Here is an 18,747-nt window from a genome sequence, read left to right as displayed (position 1 = left end):
AACAGCATGCAATGAAACGACTTGCAAGCCGGATTGGCTGACAGGGAAGGTGTCGAGAGATGACGAAATCAGCCGCGGCCAGGATGACATCCGATGGCTGGGAGATCGTCGATACCTCCGGCTTCCTGCATCTGATCGGCCCGTTGTGGCAGCGCGTCGTCGAGGGCAGCCATGAATACGCCCTCGTGACCGAGGACAAGCACCACAACCGCCGCGGCCTGGTCCAGGGTGGCGTGATCATGACGCTGGCCGATCGCAGCTGTGGCATGACGGCCCGCTATGCCGCCGGCAAGGAGCAGATGGCGACGGTCCAGTTCGACACGCATTTCGTCGAGTCGGGCAAGATCGGCGAGACCCTGGTGTCACGGCCGCATGTAGTGCGGATCACCCGCAGCCTCGTGTTCATCACGACCGAGGTCACGGCTGGCCATCGCGTGATCGCGATGGCCTCGGGCGTGTTCAAGATCCTGAAAAGCGAGTGAGCCCTGCTCTCCCCCCGTCATTGCGAGCGCAGCGAAGCAATCCAGAATCCCGCCGTGGAAGCAGTTCTGGATTGCTTCGCTGCGCTCGCAATGACGGGCTGAGGGAGCTATCTTCTTTCGAATATCCGTGCGCGGTTGTGGCATGAATGAGGCCTCCATGAAATATCGCCAGCTCGGCCGCTCCGGCCTGAAAGTATCGCCGATCTGCCTGGGAACGATGATGTTCGGGGGCCCGACCGACGAAGCAACATCAGGACGCATCATCGCCAAGGCCCGCGACGCCGGCATCAACTTCATCGACACCGCGGATGCCTACAACAAGGGCGCGTCGGAAGAGGTGGTCGGCCGCGCCATCGCAGGCGAACGCGACCGCTGGATCGTCGCGACCAAGCTCGCCAACCCGATGGGCGATGATCCCAATCGCGCCGGCCTGTCGCGGCGGTGGGTGCTGCAGGCCGCGGACGAGAGCCTGAGGCGGCTCGGCACCGGTCACATCGACATCTACTATTTGCACAAGGAGGATCATGCGACGCCACTGGAGGAGACGGTCCGGGCAATCGGCGACCTCATGCGCGCCGGCAAGATCCGCTATTTCGGCGTGTCGAACTATCGCGCCTGGCGCCTCGCTGAGATCTGCAATCTCTGCGACGCCATCGGCATCGACCGCCCCGTGGTCAGCCAGCCCTACTACAACGCGATGAACCGGATGCCCGAGGTCGAGCACCTGCCGGCCTGCGGCTATTACGGCCTCGGCGTCGTGCCCTACAGCCCGCTGGCGCGCGGCGTGCTGACCGGCAAGTACAGCCCCGATGCGGCGCCGGACAAGGACAGCCGCGCCGGCCGCAACGACACCCGCATGATGCAGACCGAGTGGCGGCCGGAGTCCTTGAAGCTCGCGCAGGACATCAAGCACCACGCCGAAGCCAAGGGTTTTGCGCCCGGCCAGTTTGCCGTGGCGTGGGTGCTGAACTCCGCCTTCATCAGTTCGGTCATCGCGGGCCCGCGCACCGAGGCGCAATGGGACGACTACATCCGCGCGCTCGACTATCCCTTTGCCGCCGACGACGAGGCGCTGATCGATCTGATGGTCGTGACCGGCCACGCCTCGACGCCCGGCTACAACGATCCGGCCTACCCGATCGAAGGCCGCCGGCCGCGGGTGGGCTGACATGGAAGAGGATCGCTACGGCCTGCCGCTGTCGACCGCCTCCACTGATGCGGCTGCCGCCTATCGCGAGGGCATGGATCTGCTGCTTGCCTTCTGGCCCGGCGCGACGGATGCGTTCGAGCGGGCGATCATGCTCGATCCGGATTTCGCGCTGGCGCATGCGGCCCGCGCCCGCATCCATGCGATCTATCAGCAGCGCGAGCCTGCCCTGCAGACGATCGGTCGCGCGCGCAAGCTGGTCGCGACAGGCGGCACCGAGCGCGAGCGGGGCCACGTCGCGGCGCTATCGCTCGCCATCGAAGGCCGCGGCGCGGAAGCGCTGACTTCGACGCTGGCGCATCTTGCGAGCTGGCCGCGCGACGCGATGGTGATGGCGTTGCCGCTCGGCGCCTTCGGCCTGCTGGCGTTCTCCGGCCGCGCCGATCACGATGCCGCCCGCCGCGACCTCTGCGACCGCTTTGCCGCCGACTACGGCGAGGACTGGTGGTTCATGTCCAATCACGGCTGGGCGCTGACGGAGGCCGGCGAGGTTGCGAAGGGCCGGGCCATCACCGAGCGCAGCTTCGCGCTGCGCCGGCACAATGCCTATGCCGTGCATGCGCTGCTGCATGCGATGTTCGAGGACGGCGCGGTGGATGAGGCCGATGCGCTGGTGGAGGGGTGGATCGGCGACTATGACCGCACCGGGATGCTGCACGGTCACATCTGTTGGCACCAGGCGCTGGGCGCGTTGGACCGGGGCGATGTGGCCAAGGCGCTGGCGGTCTACACCGACGTGCTGGTGCCGACGATGGACTCGGCGCCACCGCTCAACACGCTGTCGGACTGCGCCTCGCTGCTGTGGCGACTGACGGCCGAACAGCAGACCGTGCCGCCCGACGCCTGGACCGACCTATCGGACTATGCGAACCACCGCTTCACGGCTTCGAGCCTGGCCTTCGTCGAGATGCATCTGGTGATGATCGCAGCAGCGACGCACGACCAGGCCGCGCTCAAGGGACGCCTCGCTGCGGTGGAGCGGCGGCTGGCCGAGGGCGAGCTCCCGGCGGGTCGCATCGTGCCGCACATGCTGCGCGCCTTGCGCGCGTTCGCCGACGGCAATTGGCGCGGCTGCGCCCGCGAGCTCGCACCTGTGATCCGCGATCTCGCCCGCATCGGCGGCAGCCATGCCCAACGCGAGGTGATCGAGGACACCTACATCCTGGCGCTGATCCGCAGCGGCGCGCTGCCCCAGGCGCGCGACCTGCTCGATGCCCGCCTGCACCGCCGCCCCTCCGCGCGCGATGCGCGGTGGCGGGCTCTCACCGACAGCTGAGCGTCTACCCCTCGGTCTCCAGCCCGGTCGGCATCGGCACGTTCTCGGGCTGCAGCTTGAGCCCGGCCGCAAGCGCCACCGTCTCCAGCAGCGCGGCAAAATCCTTCTCCAGATAGCCTGCGGGATCGGATTGCAGCGAGGCGGCGCCGACGTGGGACTGCAGCGCCTCGCGGGTCGCGGCCGTCACCGGCATCGCGACGTCGAGCTGGCGCGCTGCCGACAGGCCGAGATCGAGATCCTTGCGCAGCAACGGTGGCGTGAAGGTCGTGGTCCAGTCGAGATTGACCAGCGCGTTGCTCTTGTACTTCGTGAACGTCGAGCCCATCACGCTCGCGTTCATGAAATTGAGAAAGGCGTGGCGTGGCACGCCGGCCTTCTGCGCCAGGATCGTGATCTCGGCGAGGTTCTGGATCACGACGCCGAGGAACACGTTGTGAGCGATCTTGCAGATGCGCGCGAGCTCGCCCTCGCCGACATAGGACACGCCGGAGACGGCGATCTTGGCCAGATACGGAGCGATGACGTCAAATGCCGCCTTGGAGCCGGACACGACCGACGACAGCTTGCCGGCCTTGACGCATTTGCCGTTGCCCGACACCGGCGCGCGCACGAACTCGCAGCCGAGCTGCTTCAGCCTGGCGGCGATCGCCTCCGATTGCTCGATGCCGATCGATGAGCAGTCGACGAGGAATTTGGGACGCGGGCCCGAGCTCGAGGCGACGAGGCCGTTGTCGCCGAAATAGACCTGCTCGAGATCCTTGCCGGTCGACACCATCGTGAACACGATCTCGCACGCGGCGAGATCACTCGGATGATCGACGATCACGCCACCCTTGGCGGCGAGCGGCTCGGCCTTGGCACGGGTGCGATTGAAGATCGACACCTTGTGGCCGGCCTTGAGCAGGCGCTCCGCCATCGGATAGCCCATGCGCCCCATGCCGATCCAGCCGAGCGAATGCGTCGTGGTCATTGTCGTCTCCTCGTCCTACTCATCATGGATGCCGTCATTGCGAGGAGCCAACGGGTCCGCGCAAAGCGCGGCCCGATGACAGGCTCCGCGACGAAGCAATCCAGAGTCACGGTTGCCGCTCTGGATTGCTTCGCTTCGCTCGCAATGACGAAAACACGAAGACCACTCTACTGGTCGCACTGTCCATTCGCTCAGTAGCGGTTGGCGATCGGCAGCTCTTCCGCCGGGAATAGCGTGATCACCTGGCAGCCCTTGTCTGTAACCACGACCTCCTCCTCGATACGCGCGGCCGAGAAGCCGTCGGTCGCGGGACAGTAGGTCTCAAGGGCGAACACCATGCCGGTCTTGATCTCCATCGGATTCTCCAGCGAGACCAGCCGCGAGATGATGGGACGCTCGTGCAGCGCCAGCCCAAGCCCGTGGCCGAACTGCAGGCCGAATGCCGCCATCTCCGAGGGAAAGCCGAACTCCTCAGCAGCCGGCCAGACCTTGGCGACGGTGTCGGTCGAGACGCCCGGCTTGATCAGCGCGATGGCGCTGTCGAGCCACTCGCGGCACTGCTTGTAGGCATCGTGCTGGGCCGGCGTGGCGCGGCCGACATTGAAGGTGCGGTAGTAGCAGGTCCGGTAGCCCTGATAGGACTGCAGGATGTCGAAGAACGCCTGATCGCCCGGACGCAGGATGCGGTCGGTGAAATTATGCGGATGCGGATTGCAGCGCTCACCGGAGATGGCGTTGATCGCCTCGACGTCGTCAGAGCCCATCTCGTAGAGCATCTTGTTGGCGAGCGCGACGATGTCGTTCTCGCGAATGCCCGGCTTCAGATTCTCGTAGATCGAGTGGTAGACGCCATCGACCATGGCCGCGGCCTGATTCAAGAGCATGATCTCGTCGATGTTCTTGATCTCGCGCGCATCCAGCATGACCTGCTGGCCGTCGACCACCTTCATGCCGGCCTTCTGCAGCTCGAAGAACATCGCGGTTTCCGCAAGGTCGACGCCGACAGGCATGTCGGCGACGCCGGCGGCGCGCAGCAGGCTCATCACCTCCTCGGCGTGCGCCTTCATCAGGCCGACCGCCGGCGGCACGGTGCCGCGCATCCCGAGCATGCCGGCGCGGCAGTTGTCGGGCGCAAGCCAGTCGCAGAACAGCCGATGGTGCACGGCGGCCGAGCCGAAATCCCACACGATCGGCTCGCCGTCGCCGGCCAGCAGCGCAAACCGGCAGAGCTTGTCGCGCTCCCACTCGCCGATCTTGGTGCCGGAGACGTAGCGGATGTTGTTGACATCGAACAGCAGCAGCGCACCGCAGCCGGAGTTTTTCAGCGCCGTACGGGCCCGCGCCAGGCGGTAACGCCTGAGACGGTCGAAATCGACCCGGCGCTCGAAGTCGACGGAGACGTGGCCATGAGACGGGATCGCCCGGCCCCAGCGCCAATGCGGATCGAGATGCTCCGGGCTGACCAGATGCGGCTTCAGCGCGCTGGCTGTCATGTGGACGTTTCCTTCCCGATTATTGCAATCGATTGCAGACCGAGATTTATTGCCATTGTGGTAGTAGTGTCAAGGCAAGGCGTGCGCGAAACGTCGCTGCGCCGCGGCATGACGGAGGCGGGATGAAGCGGACGGCATTGCGATCGGCGGAGATGCGCACGGCGACGGCGCCACGGCCGACCATCAAGGACGTCGCCGCGCGCTGCGGCGTACATCCTTCCACCGTCTCGCGGGCGCTCAGCCCGGCGATGAAGCATCTCGTCGCGGCCGACGTCGCGAACCGGATTCAGGCGGCCGCCAACGCGTTGGGCTATCGGCTCAACAGGGCGGCCAAGGGCCTGCGCACCGGGCGCAGCGGCCTGATCGGCGTGCTCGCGCCCGATATCGCCGACCCCGGCTTTCCGCCGGTGCTGTCCGGCATCGCCGATCATCTCCATGCGCAGGGTTATGCGACGATCGTCGCCGATGTCGGGACGGAGGGCTCGGAGCAGGATCTCGTCGACCGGCTGATCGCCCATGGCATCGATGGCCTCGTCCTTGCGACGGTGATGCTGGATGACGCAATCGTGACCCATTGCCTGGACAGCGCGCTGCCGGTCGTGCTGGTGAACCGGCTCGACCGCGGCGCGCGGCTGCCTTCGGTGGCGGGCGATGATGAGGGCGGCATGCGGCTCGCCGTCGAGCACCTGGTTGCGCTCGGTCACAAGCGCATCGGCCACGTCGCCGGACCGCAGGAGATATCGACCGGCGCGCGGCGCCGGGCCGGCTTCGAGGCAAGTCTCGGGGACGCCGGACTCGCCAGTCGCAATATGCCGGTCGAAACGGCCCCGACCTATACGCGCGCGGCCGGACGCGAGGCTGCCCTGCGTCTGCTCGGCCGCAAGCCCAGGCCGACCGCGATCGTTGCCGCCAACGATCTGCTTGCGCTCGGCGTCTATGATGCGCTCGCCGCGCGCGGCCTCGCCTGCCCGGACGACGTGTCGGTGGTCGGCCACAACGACATGCCCTTCGTCGACATGGTGTCGCCGCCGCTCACCACGGTGCGAATCGCGCAACACGACATGGGCGAAGCGGCGGCACGCCTGCTGCTCGACCGCATCACCGATCCCGCGGGCACGCGCGAACACCTCGTGCTGCCGCCGACGCTGATCGTGCGCGGCTCGACGGCGCCGCCCCGGTCGTGATCACTGCAACGAGGCGCGCGCGATCACCTGTCCGGCACGCGCGTCCTGATGCCGGCCCTGCCACCACGTCACCGCGCCGTTGACGATGACGGCCTCGATTCCGGCGGCCGGCACGCACGGGTCATCATAGGTCGCGCTGTCGCGTACGGTCGACGCATCGAAGATCGTGATGTCGGCATGGTTGCCGACCGCGATGGTGCCGCGCCCCTTGATGCCGAAATTCTGCGCGGTCAGCCCGCTCATCTTCCACACCGCGGTCTCCAGAGGGAACAGCTCGAGCTCGCGGCAGTAATAGCCGAGCACGCGCGGGAACGTGCCCCACAGGCGTGGATGCGGACGCTCGCCGAACGGCAGCCCATCGGAGCCGATCATGGTCGGCTCGAACTTCAGGATGGTCTGCACGTCGGCTTCATCCATCGCGAAGTAGATCGCCGACGCCGGCTGCAGCCGCTTCGCAGCTTCCAGCCGGTCGACGCCCCAGTCGGCGGCGATGTCGGCGAGATCGCGGCCCGCGACTTCCGGATGCGGACCCGAGGCCGCGACGACGACCTTGACCTGCAGCTTGGCCGGATCGGTGTGCAGCATGGTCGAGGAGGCGTTGTAGGGATAGCAGTCGAGCGCGACGCACTGGCAGCTCATCGCCTTCGTGATCAGCGGCAAGGTCTCCCTGGTGCGGCCGAAATTGGCAGGTCCCACCACCTTGTGATGCGAGATCACGACCTGGACGTCGAGCGCCTTGCCGATCGCAAAGCTCTCCTCCAGCGACTGGATCACCTCGTTCGCCTCATTGCGCATATGCGTCGCATAGACGCCGCCGCTGCCGGTGAGCGGACGGCAGACCTCGATGATCTCCTCGGTCGGCGCCGCTTCCGCCGGCGGATAGAACGTCCCGGTGGAGACGCCGATGGCGCCGGCATCGAGCGCCTCCTGCACATGCGCCCGCATCTCGGCGATCTCGGCGTCGGTCGCGGCGCGGCCGAGATCGCTCATGATCGAGGCGCGCAGCGCGGTGTGGCCGACCATCGGCGCGACGTTGACCGCAGCAGGCGCCGCACGCAACGCGGCGACGTAGTCCGCGAACGCCGCATACTCGACCACCCGCCCCTCGCCGGGCGACAGCAGGCCGAGCGGCATCGGCCGCGGCGAACCCGGCTTCAGCGGCGCGATGCTGACGCCGCAATTGCCGGTCACCACCGTGGTCACGCCTTGCGAGACCTTGCAGGTCATCTGGGGATCGACCAGCACGGCGCTGTCGTCATGGGTGTGGGAATCGATGAAGCCCGGCGCGACGATCCGGCCGGTGGCGTCGATCTCGCGCCGCGCCTCTTTGCCTCCGAGTTCGCCGATGGCGACGATGCGGCCATCCTCGATGCCGACATCGGCCGCGAAGCGCGGCGCCCGCGTGCCGTCGACGACGGTGCCGCCGCGGATGATGAGGTCGAAGGGCTCGGGCGAAGGCTGGCTGTCGGTCATAGGGTCTCGCGCAAAATGGATCAAAGCTAGCGAGACTATCCGCCGGACATATTGGTGCGTCCAGCGCGATCGGCATGGCGCGCACGCTTGGCTGCACTGCCGATATGTTTGAGCCCGCACTTTGCGGCTGCGCTCCCTCTCCCCGTTCTTTCGGGGTCGCGACGAGCTTCGCTCTTCGAGCCACGGCGCCACGAGTTGGGCGAGGTGCATCGAGCGCACCGTGAGAGGCTGCAATGCTTGGCGACCGCAGCACTCCCACCAAATAGAACACATGATAGTGATGCGGGTCGCCGCCGTGGATTGATACGCCTCAACCGCCCGCAACCTCTCTTGTCGCATCCTTCGCACAGCAACCTTTGCGGAGGACCATCATGAAAGCCCTGGTCTATCATGGCCCCGGCCAGAAATCCCTCGATGAGCGCCCCAAGCCGACGATCCTCGAGCCCGGCGATGCCGTGGTCAAAATCCTGAAGACCACGATCTGCGGGACCGACCTCCACATCCTCAAGGGCGACGTGCCGACCTGCACACCCGGCCGCATCCTCGGTCATGAGGGTGTCGGTGTGGTCGATGCGGTCGGCAGCGCCGTGCGCGCGTTCAAGCCGGGAGACCATGTCATCGTCTCCTGCATCTCGGCCTGCGGAACCTGCGACTATTGCCGCCGCGGCATGTATTCGCACTGCCGCCACGGCGGCTGGATCCTCGGTCACAAGATCGACGGCACCCAGGCGGAGTACGTGCGCACGCCTCACGCCGACACCAGCCTCTACCACGTGCCCGCCGGCACCGAGGAGGACGCGCTGGTGATGTTGAGCGACATCCTCCCGACCGGTTTCGAATGCGGCGTGCTCAACGGCAAGGTCGAGCCGGGTTCGACGGTGGCGATCGTCGGCGCCGGTCCGATCGGATTGGCGGCGCTCTTGACCGCACAATTCTATTCACCGGCCGAGATCATCATGATCGACCTCGACGATAACCGGCTCGAGGTCGCCACCCGCTTCGGTGCCACCAAGGTCGTCAACAACGCGGATGGCAAGGCGGTCGACAAGGTCATGGCCCTGACGAACGGCCGCGGCGTCGACACGGCGATCGAAGCAGTCGGCGTGCCCGCAACGTTCGTCACCTGCGAGGACATCATCGCCCCCGGCGGCGTCATCGCCAATGTCGGCGTGCACGGCGTCAAGGCCGACCTGCATCTGGAGAAGCTCTGGGACCGCAACATCGCGATCACGACACGGCTGGTCGACACCGTGACGACGCCGATGCTGCTCAAGACCGTGCAGTCCAAGAAGCTCGAGCCGAAGCGGCTGATCACTCACCGCTTCAAGCTGGATCAGATCCTCGATGCCTATGAGACCTTCGGCGCCGCGGCCAAGACGCATGCGCTGAAGGTTCTCATCGAGGCCTAAAAGGGAGTGGCGTGCGCGCAGGCCACGGCAACGCCGTCTCACCCTCCGCGCTGCGCGACGATCTGCCGGTACAGCTCGGCATAGCGGCCGGCGCGGTGCCGCCACGACACGTCGGTCAGCATCGCGTTGAGCTGCATGCGCGTCCAGTTCGAGGCGTTGCTGCGCGCGGCGTAGAACGCGGCCGCGGCACGGCGCAGCGTATGGTCGAGCGCCTCCGCCGTGACCGGCGCGAACTTGAAGCCGGTGGCGGCGACGCCGGCCTCGGTCTCGTCGATCACGGTGTCGGCAAGCCCGCCCACCGCGGTGACGATCGGCAGCGCGCCATAGCGTAGCGCGCACAGCTGGGTCAGGCCACACGGCTCGAAGCGAGACGGCACGACCAGCGCGTCGCAGCCGGCCTGGATGAGATGCGCGAGGCTCTCGTCATAGCCGATGACGACGCCGATCTGTCCGGGATGGTGCGCGGCCGCGACGCGGAACGCGTCGCGCAGCTCGGCCTCGCCGTCGCCGAGCAGCGCCAGCTGGATGCCGCTGCCGGTCAGAGTCGGCAGGCACGACAGCAGCAGATCAAGCCCTTTCTGCGAGGTCAGTCGGCTGACGACGCCGAGCAGGAACGTCTCCGGCGACACCTGCAGGCCCATGCGGGTCTGCAGCGCCGCCTTGTTGGGCGCCCGCGCCTCGATCCGCTCGATGCCGAAATGCGAGGCGATGGCCGGATCGCTGCCGGGATCCCATACCGCTGTATCGATGCCGTTGAGGATACCGACCAGATCGGACGCACGTTGCCGCAGCAGGCCGCCGAGGCCCATGCCGTGCTCGTCGCCCTGGATCTCGCGCGCATAGGTCGGCGACACCGTCGTGATCTTGTCGGCAAACTGCAGTCCCGCCTTGAGGAAGCTGATGTCGCCGTAATATTCGAGGCCGTAGATCGAGAACGCTTCCGGCGGCAGGCCGAGCGGCATCAGCAGGTGCCGCGGAAAGCGGCCCTGGAACGCCAGATTGTGCACGGTCATGACCGTGCCTGGATGCGGCCGGTGGCTGTAGAGCAGATAGGCCGGCACGAGGCCGGCCTGCCAGTCGTGACCGTGGACGATATCGGGCACGAAGCTCGGCACGGCGCCCAGGCCGATATAGGACGCCGCGCGCGCCAGCGCCGCGAAGCGAAACGCATTGTCCGGCCAATCCTTGCCATCGGGGCCGAGATAAGGATTGCCCTCGCGGTCATAGAGATGCGGCGCATCGAGCACGAACAAATCGAGCGCGCCATGGCTGCCGCCGAGCAGCCGGGCATTGCCGCCAAAGAAATTCGGCAACGAGCTGATCTCGCTGGCCTGCTCCAGCGCCTTCATGACGGCGGGATAGCCGGGGATCAGCGTGCGGACCTCGACGTCCTCGGCCAACAGCGCCCAGGGGAGCGCGCCGACCACATCGGCGAGGCCGCCCGTCTTGATGATGGGATAGACCTCGGAGGCAACCGACAGAACGCGCAATGGCGTCATGAATTGAGCCCATCGATCATCGGCTGGGTAATCAAGGTCACGCCGTTCTCGGTGGTCCTGAACCGCTTGGCGTCGAATTCCGGATCCTCGCCGACCACCAGCCCTTCCGGAATCTGCACGCCGCGGTCGACCACCACGTTGGTCAGCCGCGCGTGGCGGGCGACGTTGACATAGGGCAGCAGCACCGCGTTCTGCACCTTGGCATAGGAATGCAGGTGAGCCCCGGTGAACAGCAGCGAGCGCTGCACCGACGCACCTGAGACGATGCAGCCGCCTGAGACCAGCGAGCAGGTCGCCTCGCCGCGGCGGCCCTCGTCGACATGAACGAACTTCGCCGGCGGTGTGATTTCCGAATAGGTCCAGATCGGCCACGAGCGGTCGTAGAGATCGAGCTCGGGCACGACGTCCGTCAGGTCGAGATTGGCGGCCCAATAGGCGTCGACCGTCCCGACGTCGCGCCAGTAGCTGCGCGGATCGTCGCCGGCGCGGACGCAGGAACGCGTGAACTGATGCGCCACGGCGCGGCCGTTCTTGACGATATGGGGGATGATGTCGCGGCCGAAATCATGGTTCGACTTCGGGTCTGCAGCGTCGCGCTTCAGCTCCTCGAACAGGAATTTGGCATCGAACACGTAGATGCCCATGCTGGCGAGCGACATGTCGGGCTTGCCGGGGATCGGCGGCGGATCTGCGGGCTTCTCGATGAAGTCCCGGATCGTCTCGTCCTCGTTGATGTGGATGATGCCGAAACCCGAGGATTCCGCACGCGGCGTCTCCAGGCAGCCGACCGTGACGTCGGCGCGCTGGTCGACGTGCTGCTGCAGCATCAGCTCGTAGTCCATCTTGTAGATGTGGTCGCCGGCCAGCACGACGATGTACTTGGTGTTGTACGTCTCCAGGATGTCGATGTTCTGATACACGGCGTCCGCCGTCCCGACGTACCACATCGTCTCCGAGACGCGCTGGCTGGCGGGCAGGATGTCGAAGCTCTCGTTGCGCTCGGGACGGAAGAAGTTCCAGCCGTTCTGCAGATGCCGGATCAGGCTGTGCGCCTTGTATTGCGTGGCGACCGCGATACGGCGGATGCCGGAATTGACGGCGTTCGACAGCGCGAAATCGATGATGCGCGATTTGCCGCCGAAATAGACGGCCGGCTTGGCGCGCCGGTCGGTGAGTTCGAGCAGGCGGCTGCCGCGGCCGCCTGCCAACACGAAGGCCAGCGCATGACGGGACAGCGGCTCGGTCCTGGCGGCGGGTGCCATAGTTCTCCTCCCTGCAACTCGTTGTCGCGTCATGAGTTCGTCGGGTCCGGGCGCGCCGGCCTCGAAGGCCCGGATGCGCTACCGGTACGTTCATATGACGGGGAAACAGCCAACCAGTTCCCAATGCGGAGTGCAATGGGGTGCTTCAGCCCAGGTCATTCCATGTCGCGGTCATCTCGGTCCAACCCGGCGGGTCGGCACCCTGCCGGGTGCACGTCACGGCTGCGCAGGACACGGCGAAAGCGAGTGCACGGCGCAGTTCGGCGTGGTCGAGTGCGCTCAGCGCGTCCTTGCCGAGCCTGCCGAGCTTGCGTAGCGCGAACAGCAGCGCAGCCTGGAAGCTGTCGCCGGCACCGATCGTGTCGACGATTTCAATGGCCGGCGCCGCGACCTCGACCGCGCCGCCCGCGGCATGCCACCCCAGCGCCCCCTTCGGCCCGCGGGTGACGACCACGACCTTGGTGCCGCGCGCCAACAGCGCCGCCGCCCGCGCGGCGTAGTCCTGATGGCCATGCAGATAGTCGAAATCCACATCCGACATCTTGATGAGGTCGGCCGCACCGGCGAAGCGGTCCATCTGCGCGCAATAGGCGGCCTTGTCCTGCACCAGGTTCGGCCGGCAGTTCGGGTCGAAGGAGATCGTCACCGCGCCTTGCGTGGCGGCGATCAAGGCGCGGGTCTCTGCCGCACCGAGCTCATGGATGAGGGTGGTCGAGCCGATATGAATCGCCTCGATCGTCCCGAACGGGATGCTGCCGGGCCGGAAGGTCCATTTCCGGGCCGCGGTCTCGGCATCGTAGAAGGCATACTGCGCTTCGCCTCCGACATGGCGCACGAACGCCAGCGTGGTCTGGTCCGGGCTGCGCGTGGCATAGCCGAGATCGACGTCCGAGCCTTGCGCGTGTGACGCGATCATGCTGCCGAACAGGTCGGTCGAGATGCCGCCGACGAATCCCGTGGGCGCGCCGAGCCGGGCGACGCCGACGGCGACGTTCAGGCATGAGCCGCCGACCACCGGTCTCAAGGCGTCACGTCCGTCGGCCAGTCGGGCGGGCACGAAATCGATCAACGCGTCGCCGCAGCTCAGGATCATCAGCGTGCCTCCCCATCAGCACCATGCATCACGGAACGGCTGTCGCGATCAAGCGCCCGCAGCATGCCATGGATGCACCGCTTGCGGCGATGGAAGGCGGCGACGCCTGGGTCGGTCGGATCGCTGAGGCGGCCGAGCGTGGACATCGAGGCCATCGTGTCGCCGATCGAGCGGAAGGCGCCGCTGGCGACCGCGCCCAGCATGGCCGCGCCGAGCAGCACCGGCTCCTGCGTGCCGGGCAAGGCCACCGTGAGCCCGGTCGTGTCAGCCATGATCTGCCGCACCAGCGGGCTGCGCGACGCGCCCCCCGCCATGACCAGGGTTCGGCTGGCGACGCCGTTGGCGGCAAAGGCATCGATCACGTCGGCGAGGCCATAGGCGAGCCCGCACAGCCCCGCCACGAACAGCCGCTCCATTGCCGAGATATCGGCATCGAGATCGAGGCCGGCGATGACGGCGCGCGAATCCGGATCGGCATAGGGCGAGCGGTTGCCGAGAAATTCCGGGAGAATGTGGATATCACATGCCAGCAGCGCCGCGCTGCCGGCATTCGGCACCCGCGCCATGATCCGCTTTTCGAGCAGGCTGATCAGGTCGAGCCCTTCCGTGCGCGCCGCAGCGCTCGCCTCGGCAGAGGCCGGGTGCGAGCGCAGCAGATGATCGATCGCCGCCCCCGCGGCGGACTGGCCGCCCTCGTTGAGCCAGAATCCAGGCACCATGCCCTGATAGTACGGTCCCCATACGCCGGGCACGAAGGACGGCGCCCGCGTCGTCGCCATGATGCAGGCCGAGGTCCCCATGATATAGGCGAGGCGGTCGCAGACATCGACCTCGCCGCCATCGGCCGCGCGGCCGCCGATCGCGCCGATGCCGCCGGCATGGGCGTCGATCAGCGCCGCGCCGACCGGCGTGCCCGCGGCCAGCCCAAGCTCGTCGGCTGCGGCGCGCGACAGCCCGCGGCCGAGCGGCGTGCCGGGGGCGACGATCTCGGTGCCGATCCGCGCGTAGTCTTCTGCGACGAAATCCTCCAGCCCGATGCGCCGGAAATAGGCCGCGCTCCATCGCGTCTCATGCGCGAGATAATTCCATTTGCAGGTGACGGTGCACATCGAGCGCGCCAGCGAGCCTGACGCACGCCAGGTCAGGAAGTCGGCGAGGTCGAAGAAATGCCCGGCCCGATCGAAACTCGTGCGCAGGTGCCGCTTCAGCCACAGCAGCTTGGGCATCTCCATTTCCGGCGAGATCGAGCCGCCGACATAGCGCAGCACCTCATCCGCGGTCGCATTGATGTCGCGCGCCTCCGTCAGCGCGCGATGATCCATCCAGACGACGACGTTGCGGCTGGCGTCGCCGGAGCCGCTGACGGTCAGCGGCGCGCCCTGGCGATCGAGCACCACCAGCGAGCAGGTGGCATCGAAGCCGATGCCCTTGATCAGCTCCGGCGCGATCGCCGCTTCCGTTAGCGCGGCTTTGACGGAGGCGCAGCAGGCGCGCCAGATGTCGTCGGAGGACTGCTCGACGACGTCACCGGCCTCATGCCAGCTCTGGATCGGATGCCGCGCCGCGCCGAGCAGGCGGCCGTTATGGTCGAAAATCCCGGCGCGCGTGCTGGTTGTGCCGACATCGACACCGATAAAGGCCTGCATGTTCCGCTCCCGTCAATTTTGACGAGAGCTTACCAGCAAGTGTAGCCGCCATCGACAACGACGACGCTGCCGGTCATCAAACTTGCCGCCTCGGAGGCCAGGAACAGCACCACCGAGGCGATCTCCTCGACCTGCCCCATGCGCCCCATCGGGGTTCCGCCGATCCAGGCGTCGTACATGCGCGGATTGCTCTTCACGAAGGCATTGAGCGGCGTCTCGATATAGGTCGGCGCGACCGCGTTGACGCGGATGCCGCGCGCGCCCCACTCGGCCGCCAGCGACTTGGTCAGATGATGCACCGCGGCCTTGGAGGCGTTGTAGAAGCACTGCTCCTGCGGCTTGTTGACGATGAAGCCGGACATCGAGCCGATGTTGACGATGGCGCCGCTCTTGGCCGCCAGCATGTGCTTGCCGAAGGCGCGGCAGCACCAGAAGGTGCCGTTGAGATTGACGTCGAGCACGTTGAGCCAGTGCTCATCGGTGACGGTCTCGGCCGGCGTCTCGCTGCGCGCGATGCCCGCATTGTTGACCAGGATGTCGACCTTGCCGTAGCGCGCGACCAGATCGTCGGCAATCTCGGTGACCTCGGCCGAATTGGTGACGTCCATCAGCGCGGTCTCGGTGTCGAATCCCCTTGCCTTCATCGCCGCCTGCCCGGCCGCCGCCGCCTTGGCATCGCGATCGGCGATCACGACGCGGGCGCCCGCCTCCGCCAGCGCCTCGACACAGGCGAGGCCGATGCCCTGCCCGCCGCCGGTGATCAGGGCGGTCTTGCCGTTCAGCTTGAATTTTTCCAGGTACATCGTCGTGGTCCGTTGTTGTCGTTGACGTCCGGAGGGGACGTCACCTCTCATGCGAAGATCGATTGGCCGTTGCTGTCGAAGCGGTAGATGCGGTTCGGCTCGGGGCGCAGCGTGACGGCATCGCCGGCGCTCAGGTGCTTTTCGCCGACACAACGCACCGTCAGCGTGCCAAGCGTCCCCGCATCGACATAGAGGAACGTGTCGCTGCCGAGATGCTCGGCGATCACGACCTTGCCCGGCCAGCCCTGTCCGTCATCGACGACGGCGACGTGCTCGGGCCGCACGCCGATCGTGGCCGCGCCACGCTGCGTCGCCTCGTCGCCGGTGATCAAGTTCATCTTCGGCGAGCCGATGAAGCCCGCAACGAACAGATTGGCGGGCTTCTGATAGAGCTCGATCGGCGAGCCATATTGCTCGATCCGGCCGGCGTTCAGCACCACGATCTTGTCGGCCATGGTCATGGCCTCGACCTGGTCGTGGGTCACGTAGATCGCCGTCGTTCCGAGCTGCTTCTGCAGCCGCGTCACCTCGAGCCGCATCTGCACGCGCAGCGCGGCGTCGAGATTGGACAAGGGCTCGTCGAACAGAAACGCCTTGGGCTCGCGCACGATGGCGCGGCCGATCGCGACGCGCTGGCGCTGGCCGCCGGAGAGCTCGCGCGGCTTGCGGTCGAGATAGGGCGTGAGGTTCAAGGTCGCCGCGGCCGCCTCGACCTTCTGGTTGATCTCGGCCTTCGGCAGCCCGGCCATCTTCAGGCCGAAGGCGATGTTGCCGCGCACGCTCATATGCGGATAGAGCGCGTAGGACTGGAACACCATCGACAGGCCGCGCTTGGCCGGCGGCACGTCGACGACGTTGTTGCCGTCGATCAGGATGCGCCCGCCGGAGACGTCCTCCAGCCCCGCAATCAGCCGCAGCAGCGTGGTCTTGCCGCAGCCCGAGGGGCCGACGAACACCACGAACGCGCCGTCGGGAATATCGAGATCGGCGCCCTTGATGATGTGGACCGGCCCGAATGATTTCTGCACACCTTCAAGCGTGATCCGTCCCATGATCCCAGCCTTTCGTTATTTCACTGCGCCGAAGGTCAGCCCGCGCACGAGCTGCTTCTGGCTGAACCAGCCGATGACCAGGATCGGCGCGATCGCGAGCGTGGAGGCCGCCGACAGCCGCGCCCAGAACAGGCCTTCCGGACTCGAATAGGAGGCGATGAAGGTCGTGAGCGGCGCCGCATTCAGGGTCGACAGGTTCAAGGTCCAGAACGCCTCGTTCCAGGCCAGGATCAAATTGAGCAGCAGGGTCGAGGCGAGGCCTGGGATCGCCATCGGCGTCAGCACATAGATCAGCTCGCGCCCGATCGTGGCGCCGTCCATCCGCGCCGCTTCGAGGATGTCCTTCGGGATCTCCTTGAAGTAGGTGAACAGCATCCAGATCACGATCGGCAGATTGCCGAGGCAGAGGATGAAGACCAGTCCGGTGCGCGTGTCGAGCAACCCCATGTTCTTGTAGATCAGATAGATCGGCACGAGCACGCCGACCGGCGGCATCATCTTGGTCGACAACATCCAGAGCAGGATGTCCTTGGTGCGCTTGGTCGGCGAGAACGCCATCGACCAGGCCGCGGGTATAGCGATCAGCATCGCGATCAAGGTCGAGCCGCCGGCGACGATGAGCGAGTTCAGCGCGTGGTGCAGATAATCGCTGCGCTCCTGCACGATGGCGTAGTTCTCGGTGGTCCAGTGGAAGAACAGGAACGAGGGCGGCGTCGCGAACGCCTCCAGCTCGGTCTTGAAGCTCGCCAGCACCATCCACAGGATGGGGAAGAAGATCACGAAGCCTGCCAGCCAGGCGGCGACCGTGGAGATTGCGACATGACGTCCGGTGACCTTGCGCGCCATGCTGTTACGCCTCGAGGTTACGGCCGACGATGCGGACCAGGAAGAAGGCGACGATATTGGCGATGACGACCGCGACCAGGCCGCCGGCCGAGGCGGTACCGACGTCGAACTGGATCAGCGCCTGCGAATAAACCAGGAAGGCGATGTTGGTGGTCTGCAGTCCCGGCCCGCCGCCGGTGGTGACGAAGATCTCGGCGAACACGGTGAGCAGGAAGATCGTCTCGATCAGGATCACCACGGTGATCGGGCGCGCCAGATGCGGCACGGTCAGGTAGATGAAGCGCGACAGCGCGCTGGCGCCGTCCATCTCGGCCGCCTCTTTCTGCTCCTCGTCGAGCGACTGCAGCGCGGTCAGCAGGATCAAGGTCGCGAACGGCAGCCACTGCCAGGCGACGATGAAGATCACCGCGAGCAGCGGCGCATCGGTGAACCAGTCGATCGGGGTCAGACCCAGCGAGGTCGCGATCCAGGCGAACAGGCCGGACACCGGATGCATCAGCAGGTTCTTCCACACCAGCGCGCTGACCGTCGGCATGACGAAGAACGGCGCGATCACCATCAGGCGGATGATGTTGCGGCCGATCACCGGCTGGTCGAGCAGGATCGCCAGGGGGATGCCAAGACCGATCGTCAGCAGCAGCACCGAGCCGACCAGGACCAGCGTGTTCTGCAGCGAGGCCAGGAAGGCGGGATCGGTGAGGAAGTATTCGAAATTCTCCAGACCGACGAAGCTCTCCGAGCCCGGATCGAGCAGGCTGTAATGCAAGGTGGAGAAGTAGACCGTCAGCGCCAGCGGCACGATCATCCAGATGAACAGCAGGATCACCGCCGGCGACAGCAGCGCACGGGCGAGCAGTTGCGTCTGTCTGGTGGCCATGTCGCTATCCGTTTTGCTCGATGAACACTGCTTGGTCGGTGAACACCGCCGTCATTGCGAGCGAAGCGAAGCAATCCAGCGTCGTGAGCGGGGCTCTGGATTGCTTCGTCGCTTCGCTCCTCGCAATGACGAACTGATGGCTTGCGTAGGGTGGGCAAAGGCGCGCAGCGCCGTG

Annotated in this window: 16 protein-coding genes; 5 read left to right on the top strand and 11 right to left on the bottom strand. The window is 66.4% G+C overall.

Annotated elements, in window-relative coordinates:
- The first annotated feature begins 59 nt into the window (after nt 1-59).
- The 3 genes from S58_RS04950 to S58_RS04940 all read left to right on the top strand — a co-directional run bounded on the left by S58_RS04950 (nt 60) and on the right by S58_RS04940 (nt 2,965).
- Nucleotides 60-482 (top strand): PaaI family thioesterase, encoded by a 423-nt coding sequence (locus S58_RS04950; RefSeq protein ID WP_015664146.1) that lies wholly within the window; start codon nt 60-62, stop codon nt 480-482.
- A gap of 157 nt (nt 483-639) precedes the next feature.
- Nucleotides 640-1,650, top strand: a complete 1,011-nt coding sequence (locus tag S58_RS04945; RefSeq protein WP_015664145.1) for an aldo/keto reductase — start codon at nt 640-642, stop codon at nt 1,648-1,650.
- 1 nt (nt 1,651) lies between these two features.
- On the top strand, nt 1,652-2,965 hold the full coding sequence (locus tag S58_RS04940) for a tetratricopeptide repeat protein (protein ID WP_015664144.1): 1,314 nt from the start codon (nt 1,652-1,654) through the stop codon (nt 2,963-2,965).
- 4 nt (nt 2,966-2,969) lie between these two features.
- On the opposite strand, the gene S58_RS04935 is transcribed toward S58_RS04940, so the two are convergent.
- Together S58_RS04935 and S58_RS04930 are read right to left on the bottom strand one after the other, a co-directional pair.
- Nucleotides 2,970-3,935, bottom strand: coding sequence for an NAD(P)-dependent oxidoreductase (locus S58_RS04935; protein ID WP_015664143.1), 966 nt, complete (start codon nt 3,933-3,935; stop codon nt 2,970-2,972).
- Between the two features lie 191 nt (nt 3,936-4,126).
- On the bottom strand, nt 4,127-5,428 hold the full coding sequence (locus tag S58_RS04930) for a M24 family metallopeptidase (RefSeq protein WP_015664142.1): 1,302 nt from the start codon (nt 5,426-5,428) through the stop codon (nt 4,127-4,129).
- 152 nt (nt 5,429-5,580) lie between these two features.
- Here S58_RS04930 and S58_RS04925 point away from each other — a divergent pair, with 152 nt between their 5' ends.
- Nucleotides 5,581-6,612, top strand: a complete 1,032-nt coding sequence (locus S58_RS04925; protein WP_042338772.1) for a LacI family DNA-binding transcriptional regulator — start codon at nt 5,581-5,583, stop codon at nt 6,610-6,612.
- Here the strand turns inward: S58_RS04925 and S58_RS04920 are convergent, their stop codons facing one another.
- Nucleotides 6,613-8,085, bottom strand: coding sequence for an N-acyl-D-amino-acid deacylase family protein (locus tag S58_RS04920; RefSeq protein ID WP_042338770.1), 1,473 nt, complete (start codon nt 8,083-8,085; stop codon nt 6,613-6,615).
- Nucleotides 8,086-8,456: 371 nt separating this feature from the next.
- Here S58_RS04920 and S58_RS04915 point away from each other — a divergent pair, with 371 nt between their 5' ends.
- A complete protein-coding gene (locus tag S58_RS04915; RefSeq protein ID WP_015664139.1) occupies nt 8,457-9,494 on the top strand; it encodes a zinc-dependent alcohol dehydrogenase family protein in 1,038 nt (345 codons plus the stop codon).
- A 38-nt stretch (nt 9,495-9,532) separates the two neighbouring features.
- Here the strand turns inward: S58_RS04915 and glgA are convergent, their stop codons facing one another.
- From glgA to S58_RS04875, 8 genes are all read right to left on the bottom strand, one after another.
- A complete protein-coding gene (gene glgA / locus S58_RS04910; protein ID WP_015664138.1) occupies nt 9,533-10,993 on the bottom strand; it encodes a glycogen synthase GlgA in 1,461 nt (486 codons plus the stop codon).
- Complete coding sequence (gene glgC, locus S58_RS04905) at nt 10,990-12,255, bottom strand: glucose-1-phosphate adenylyltransferase (RefSeq protein ID WP_015664137.1); 1,266 nt, start codon at nt 12,253-12,255, stop codon at nt 10,990-10,992. The genes glgA and glgC overlap by 4 nt, the downstream gene beginning before the upstream one ends.
- Nucleotides 12,256-12,400: 145 nt before the next feature.
- Nucleotides 12,401-13,348: a carbohydrate kinase family protein gene (locus S58_RS04900; RefSeq protein WP_015664136.1), complete on the bottom strand. Its 948-nt coding sequence runs from the start codon at nt 13,346-13,348 to the stop codon at nt 12,401-12,403.
- Nucleotides 13,348-14,994, bottom strand: coding sequence for an FGGY-family carbohydrate kinase (locus S58_RS04895; protein WP_015664135.1), 1,647 nt, complete (start codon nt 14,992-14,994; stop codon nt 13,348-13,350). Before S58_RS04895 ends, S58_RS04900 begins: the two co-directional genes overlap by 1 nt.
- A gap of 29 nt (nt 14,995-15,023) precedes the next feature.
- Nucleotides 15,024-15,797, bottom strand: a complete 774-nt coding sequence (locus tag S58_RS04890) for an SDR family NAD(P)-dependent oxidoreductase (RefSeq protein ID WP_015664134.1) — start codon at nt 15,795-15,797, stop codon at nt 15,024-15,026.
- A gap of 47 nt (nt 15,798-15,844) precedes the next feature.
- The gene (locus tag S58_RS04885) at nt 15,845-16,849 is read right to left on the bottom strand and encodes an ABC transporter ATP-binding protein (protein WP_015664133.1); all 1,005 of its coding nucleotides are present in this window, start codon (nt 16,847-16,849) and stop codon (nt 15,845-15,847) included.
- Between the two features lie 15 nt (nt 16,850-16,864).
- A complete protein-coding gene (locus tag S58_RS04880; RefSeq protein WP_015664132.1) occupies nt 16,865-17,695 on the bottom strand; it encodes a carbohydrate ABC transporter permease in 831 nt (276 codons plus the stop codon).
- A 4-nt stretch (nt 17,696-17,699) separates the two neighbouring features.
- On the bottom strand, nt 17,700-18,572 hold the full coding sequence (locus S58_RS04875) for a carbohydrate ABC transporter permease (RefSeq protein WP_015664131.1): 873 nt from the start codon (nt 18,570-18,572) through the stop codon (nt 17,700-17,702).
- Between the last annotated feature and the right edge of the window lie 175 nt (nt 18,573-18,747).

It is taken from the genome of Bradyrhizobium oligotrophicum S58 (genome assembly GCF_000344805.1).
GTDB lineage: Bacteria > Pseudomonadota > Alphaproteobacteria > Rhizobiales > Xanthobacteraceae > Bradyrhizobium > Bradyrhizobium oligotrophicum.
This window is presented reverse-complemented; position numbering and strand designations above follow the sequence as displayed.

Excerpts from the sequence above, each read along its gene's own strand:
- S58_RS04950 (WP_015664146.1), top strand. The coding sequence starts at position 60 with ATGACGAAATCAGCCGCGGCCAGGATGACATCCGATGGCTGGGAGATC.
- S58_RS04945 (WP_015664145.1), top strand. The coding sequence starts at position 640 with ATGAAATATCGCCAGCTCGGCCGCTCCGGCCTGAAAGTATCGCCGATC.
- S58_RS04940 (WP_015664144.1), top strand. The coding sequence starts at position 1,652 with ATGGAAGAGGATCGCTACGGCCTGCCGCTGTCGACCGCCTCCACTGAT.
- S58_RS04935 (WP_015664143.1), bottom strand. The coding sequence starts at position 3,935 with ATGACCACGACGCATTCGCTCGGCTGGATCGGCATGGGGCGCATGGGC.
- S58_RS04930 (WP_015664142.1), bottom strand. The coding sequence starts at position 5,428 with ATGACAGCCAGCGCGCTGAAGCCGCATCTGGTCAGCCCGGAGCATCTC.
- S58_RS04925 (WP_042338772.1), top strand. The coding sequence starts at position 5,581 with ATGCGCACGGCGACGGCGCCACGGCCGACCATCAAGGACGTCGCCGCG.
- S58_RS04920 (WP_042338770.1), bottom strand. The coding sequence starts at position 8,085 with ATGACCGACAGCCAGCCTTCGCCCGAGCCCTTCGACCTCATCATCCGC.
- S58_RS04915 (WP_015664139.1), top strand. The coding sequence starts at position 8,457 with ATGAAAGCCCTGGTCTATCATGGCCCCGGCCAGAAATCCCTCGATGAG.
- glgA (WP_015664138.1), bottom strand. The coding sequence starts at position 10,993 with ATGACGCCATTGCGCGTTCTGTCGGTTGCCTCCGAGGTCTATCCCATC.
- glgC (WP_015664137.1), bottom strand. The coding sequence starts at position 12,255 with ATGGCACCCGCCGCCAGGACCGAGCCGCTGTCCCGTCATGCGCTGGCC.
- S58_RS04900 (WP_015664136.1), bottom strand. The coding sequence starts at position 13,348 with ATGATCCTGAGCTGCGGCGACGCGTTGATCGATTTCGTGCCCGCCCGA.
- S58_RS04895 (WP_015664135.1), bottom strand. The coding sequence starts at position 14,994 with ATGCAGGCCTTTATCGGTGTCGATGTCGGCACAACCAGCACGCGCGCC.
- S58_RS04890 (WP_015664134.1), bottom strand. The coding sequence starts at position 15,797 with ATGTACCTGGAAAAATTCAAGCTGAACGGCAAGACCGCCCTGATCACC.
- S58_RS04885 (WP_015664133.1), bottom strand. The coding sequence starts at position 16,849 with ATGGGACGGATCACGCTTGAAGGTGTGCAGAAATCATTCGGGCCGGTC.
- S58_RS04880 (WP_015664132.1), bottom strand. The coding sequence starts at position 17,695 with ATGGCGCGCAAGGTCACCGGACGTCATGTCGCAATCTCCACGGTCGCC.
- S58_RS04875 (WP_015664131.1), bottom strand. The coding sequence starts at position 18,572 with ATGGCCACCAGACAGACGCAACTGCTCGCCCGTGCGCTGCTGTCGCCG.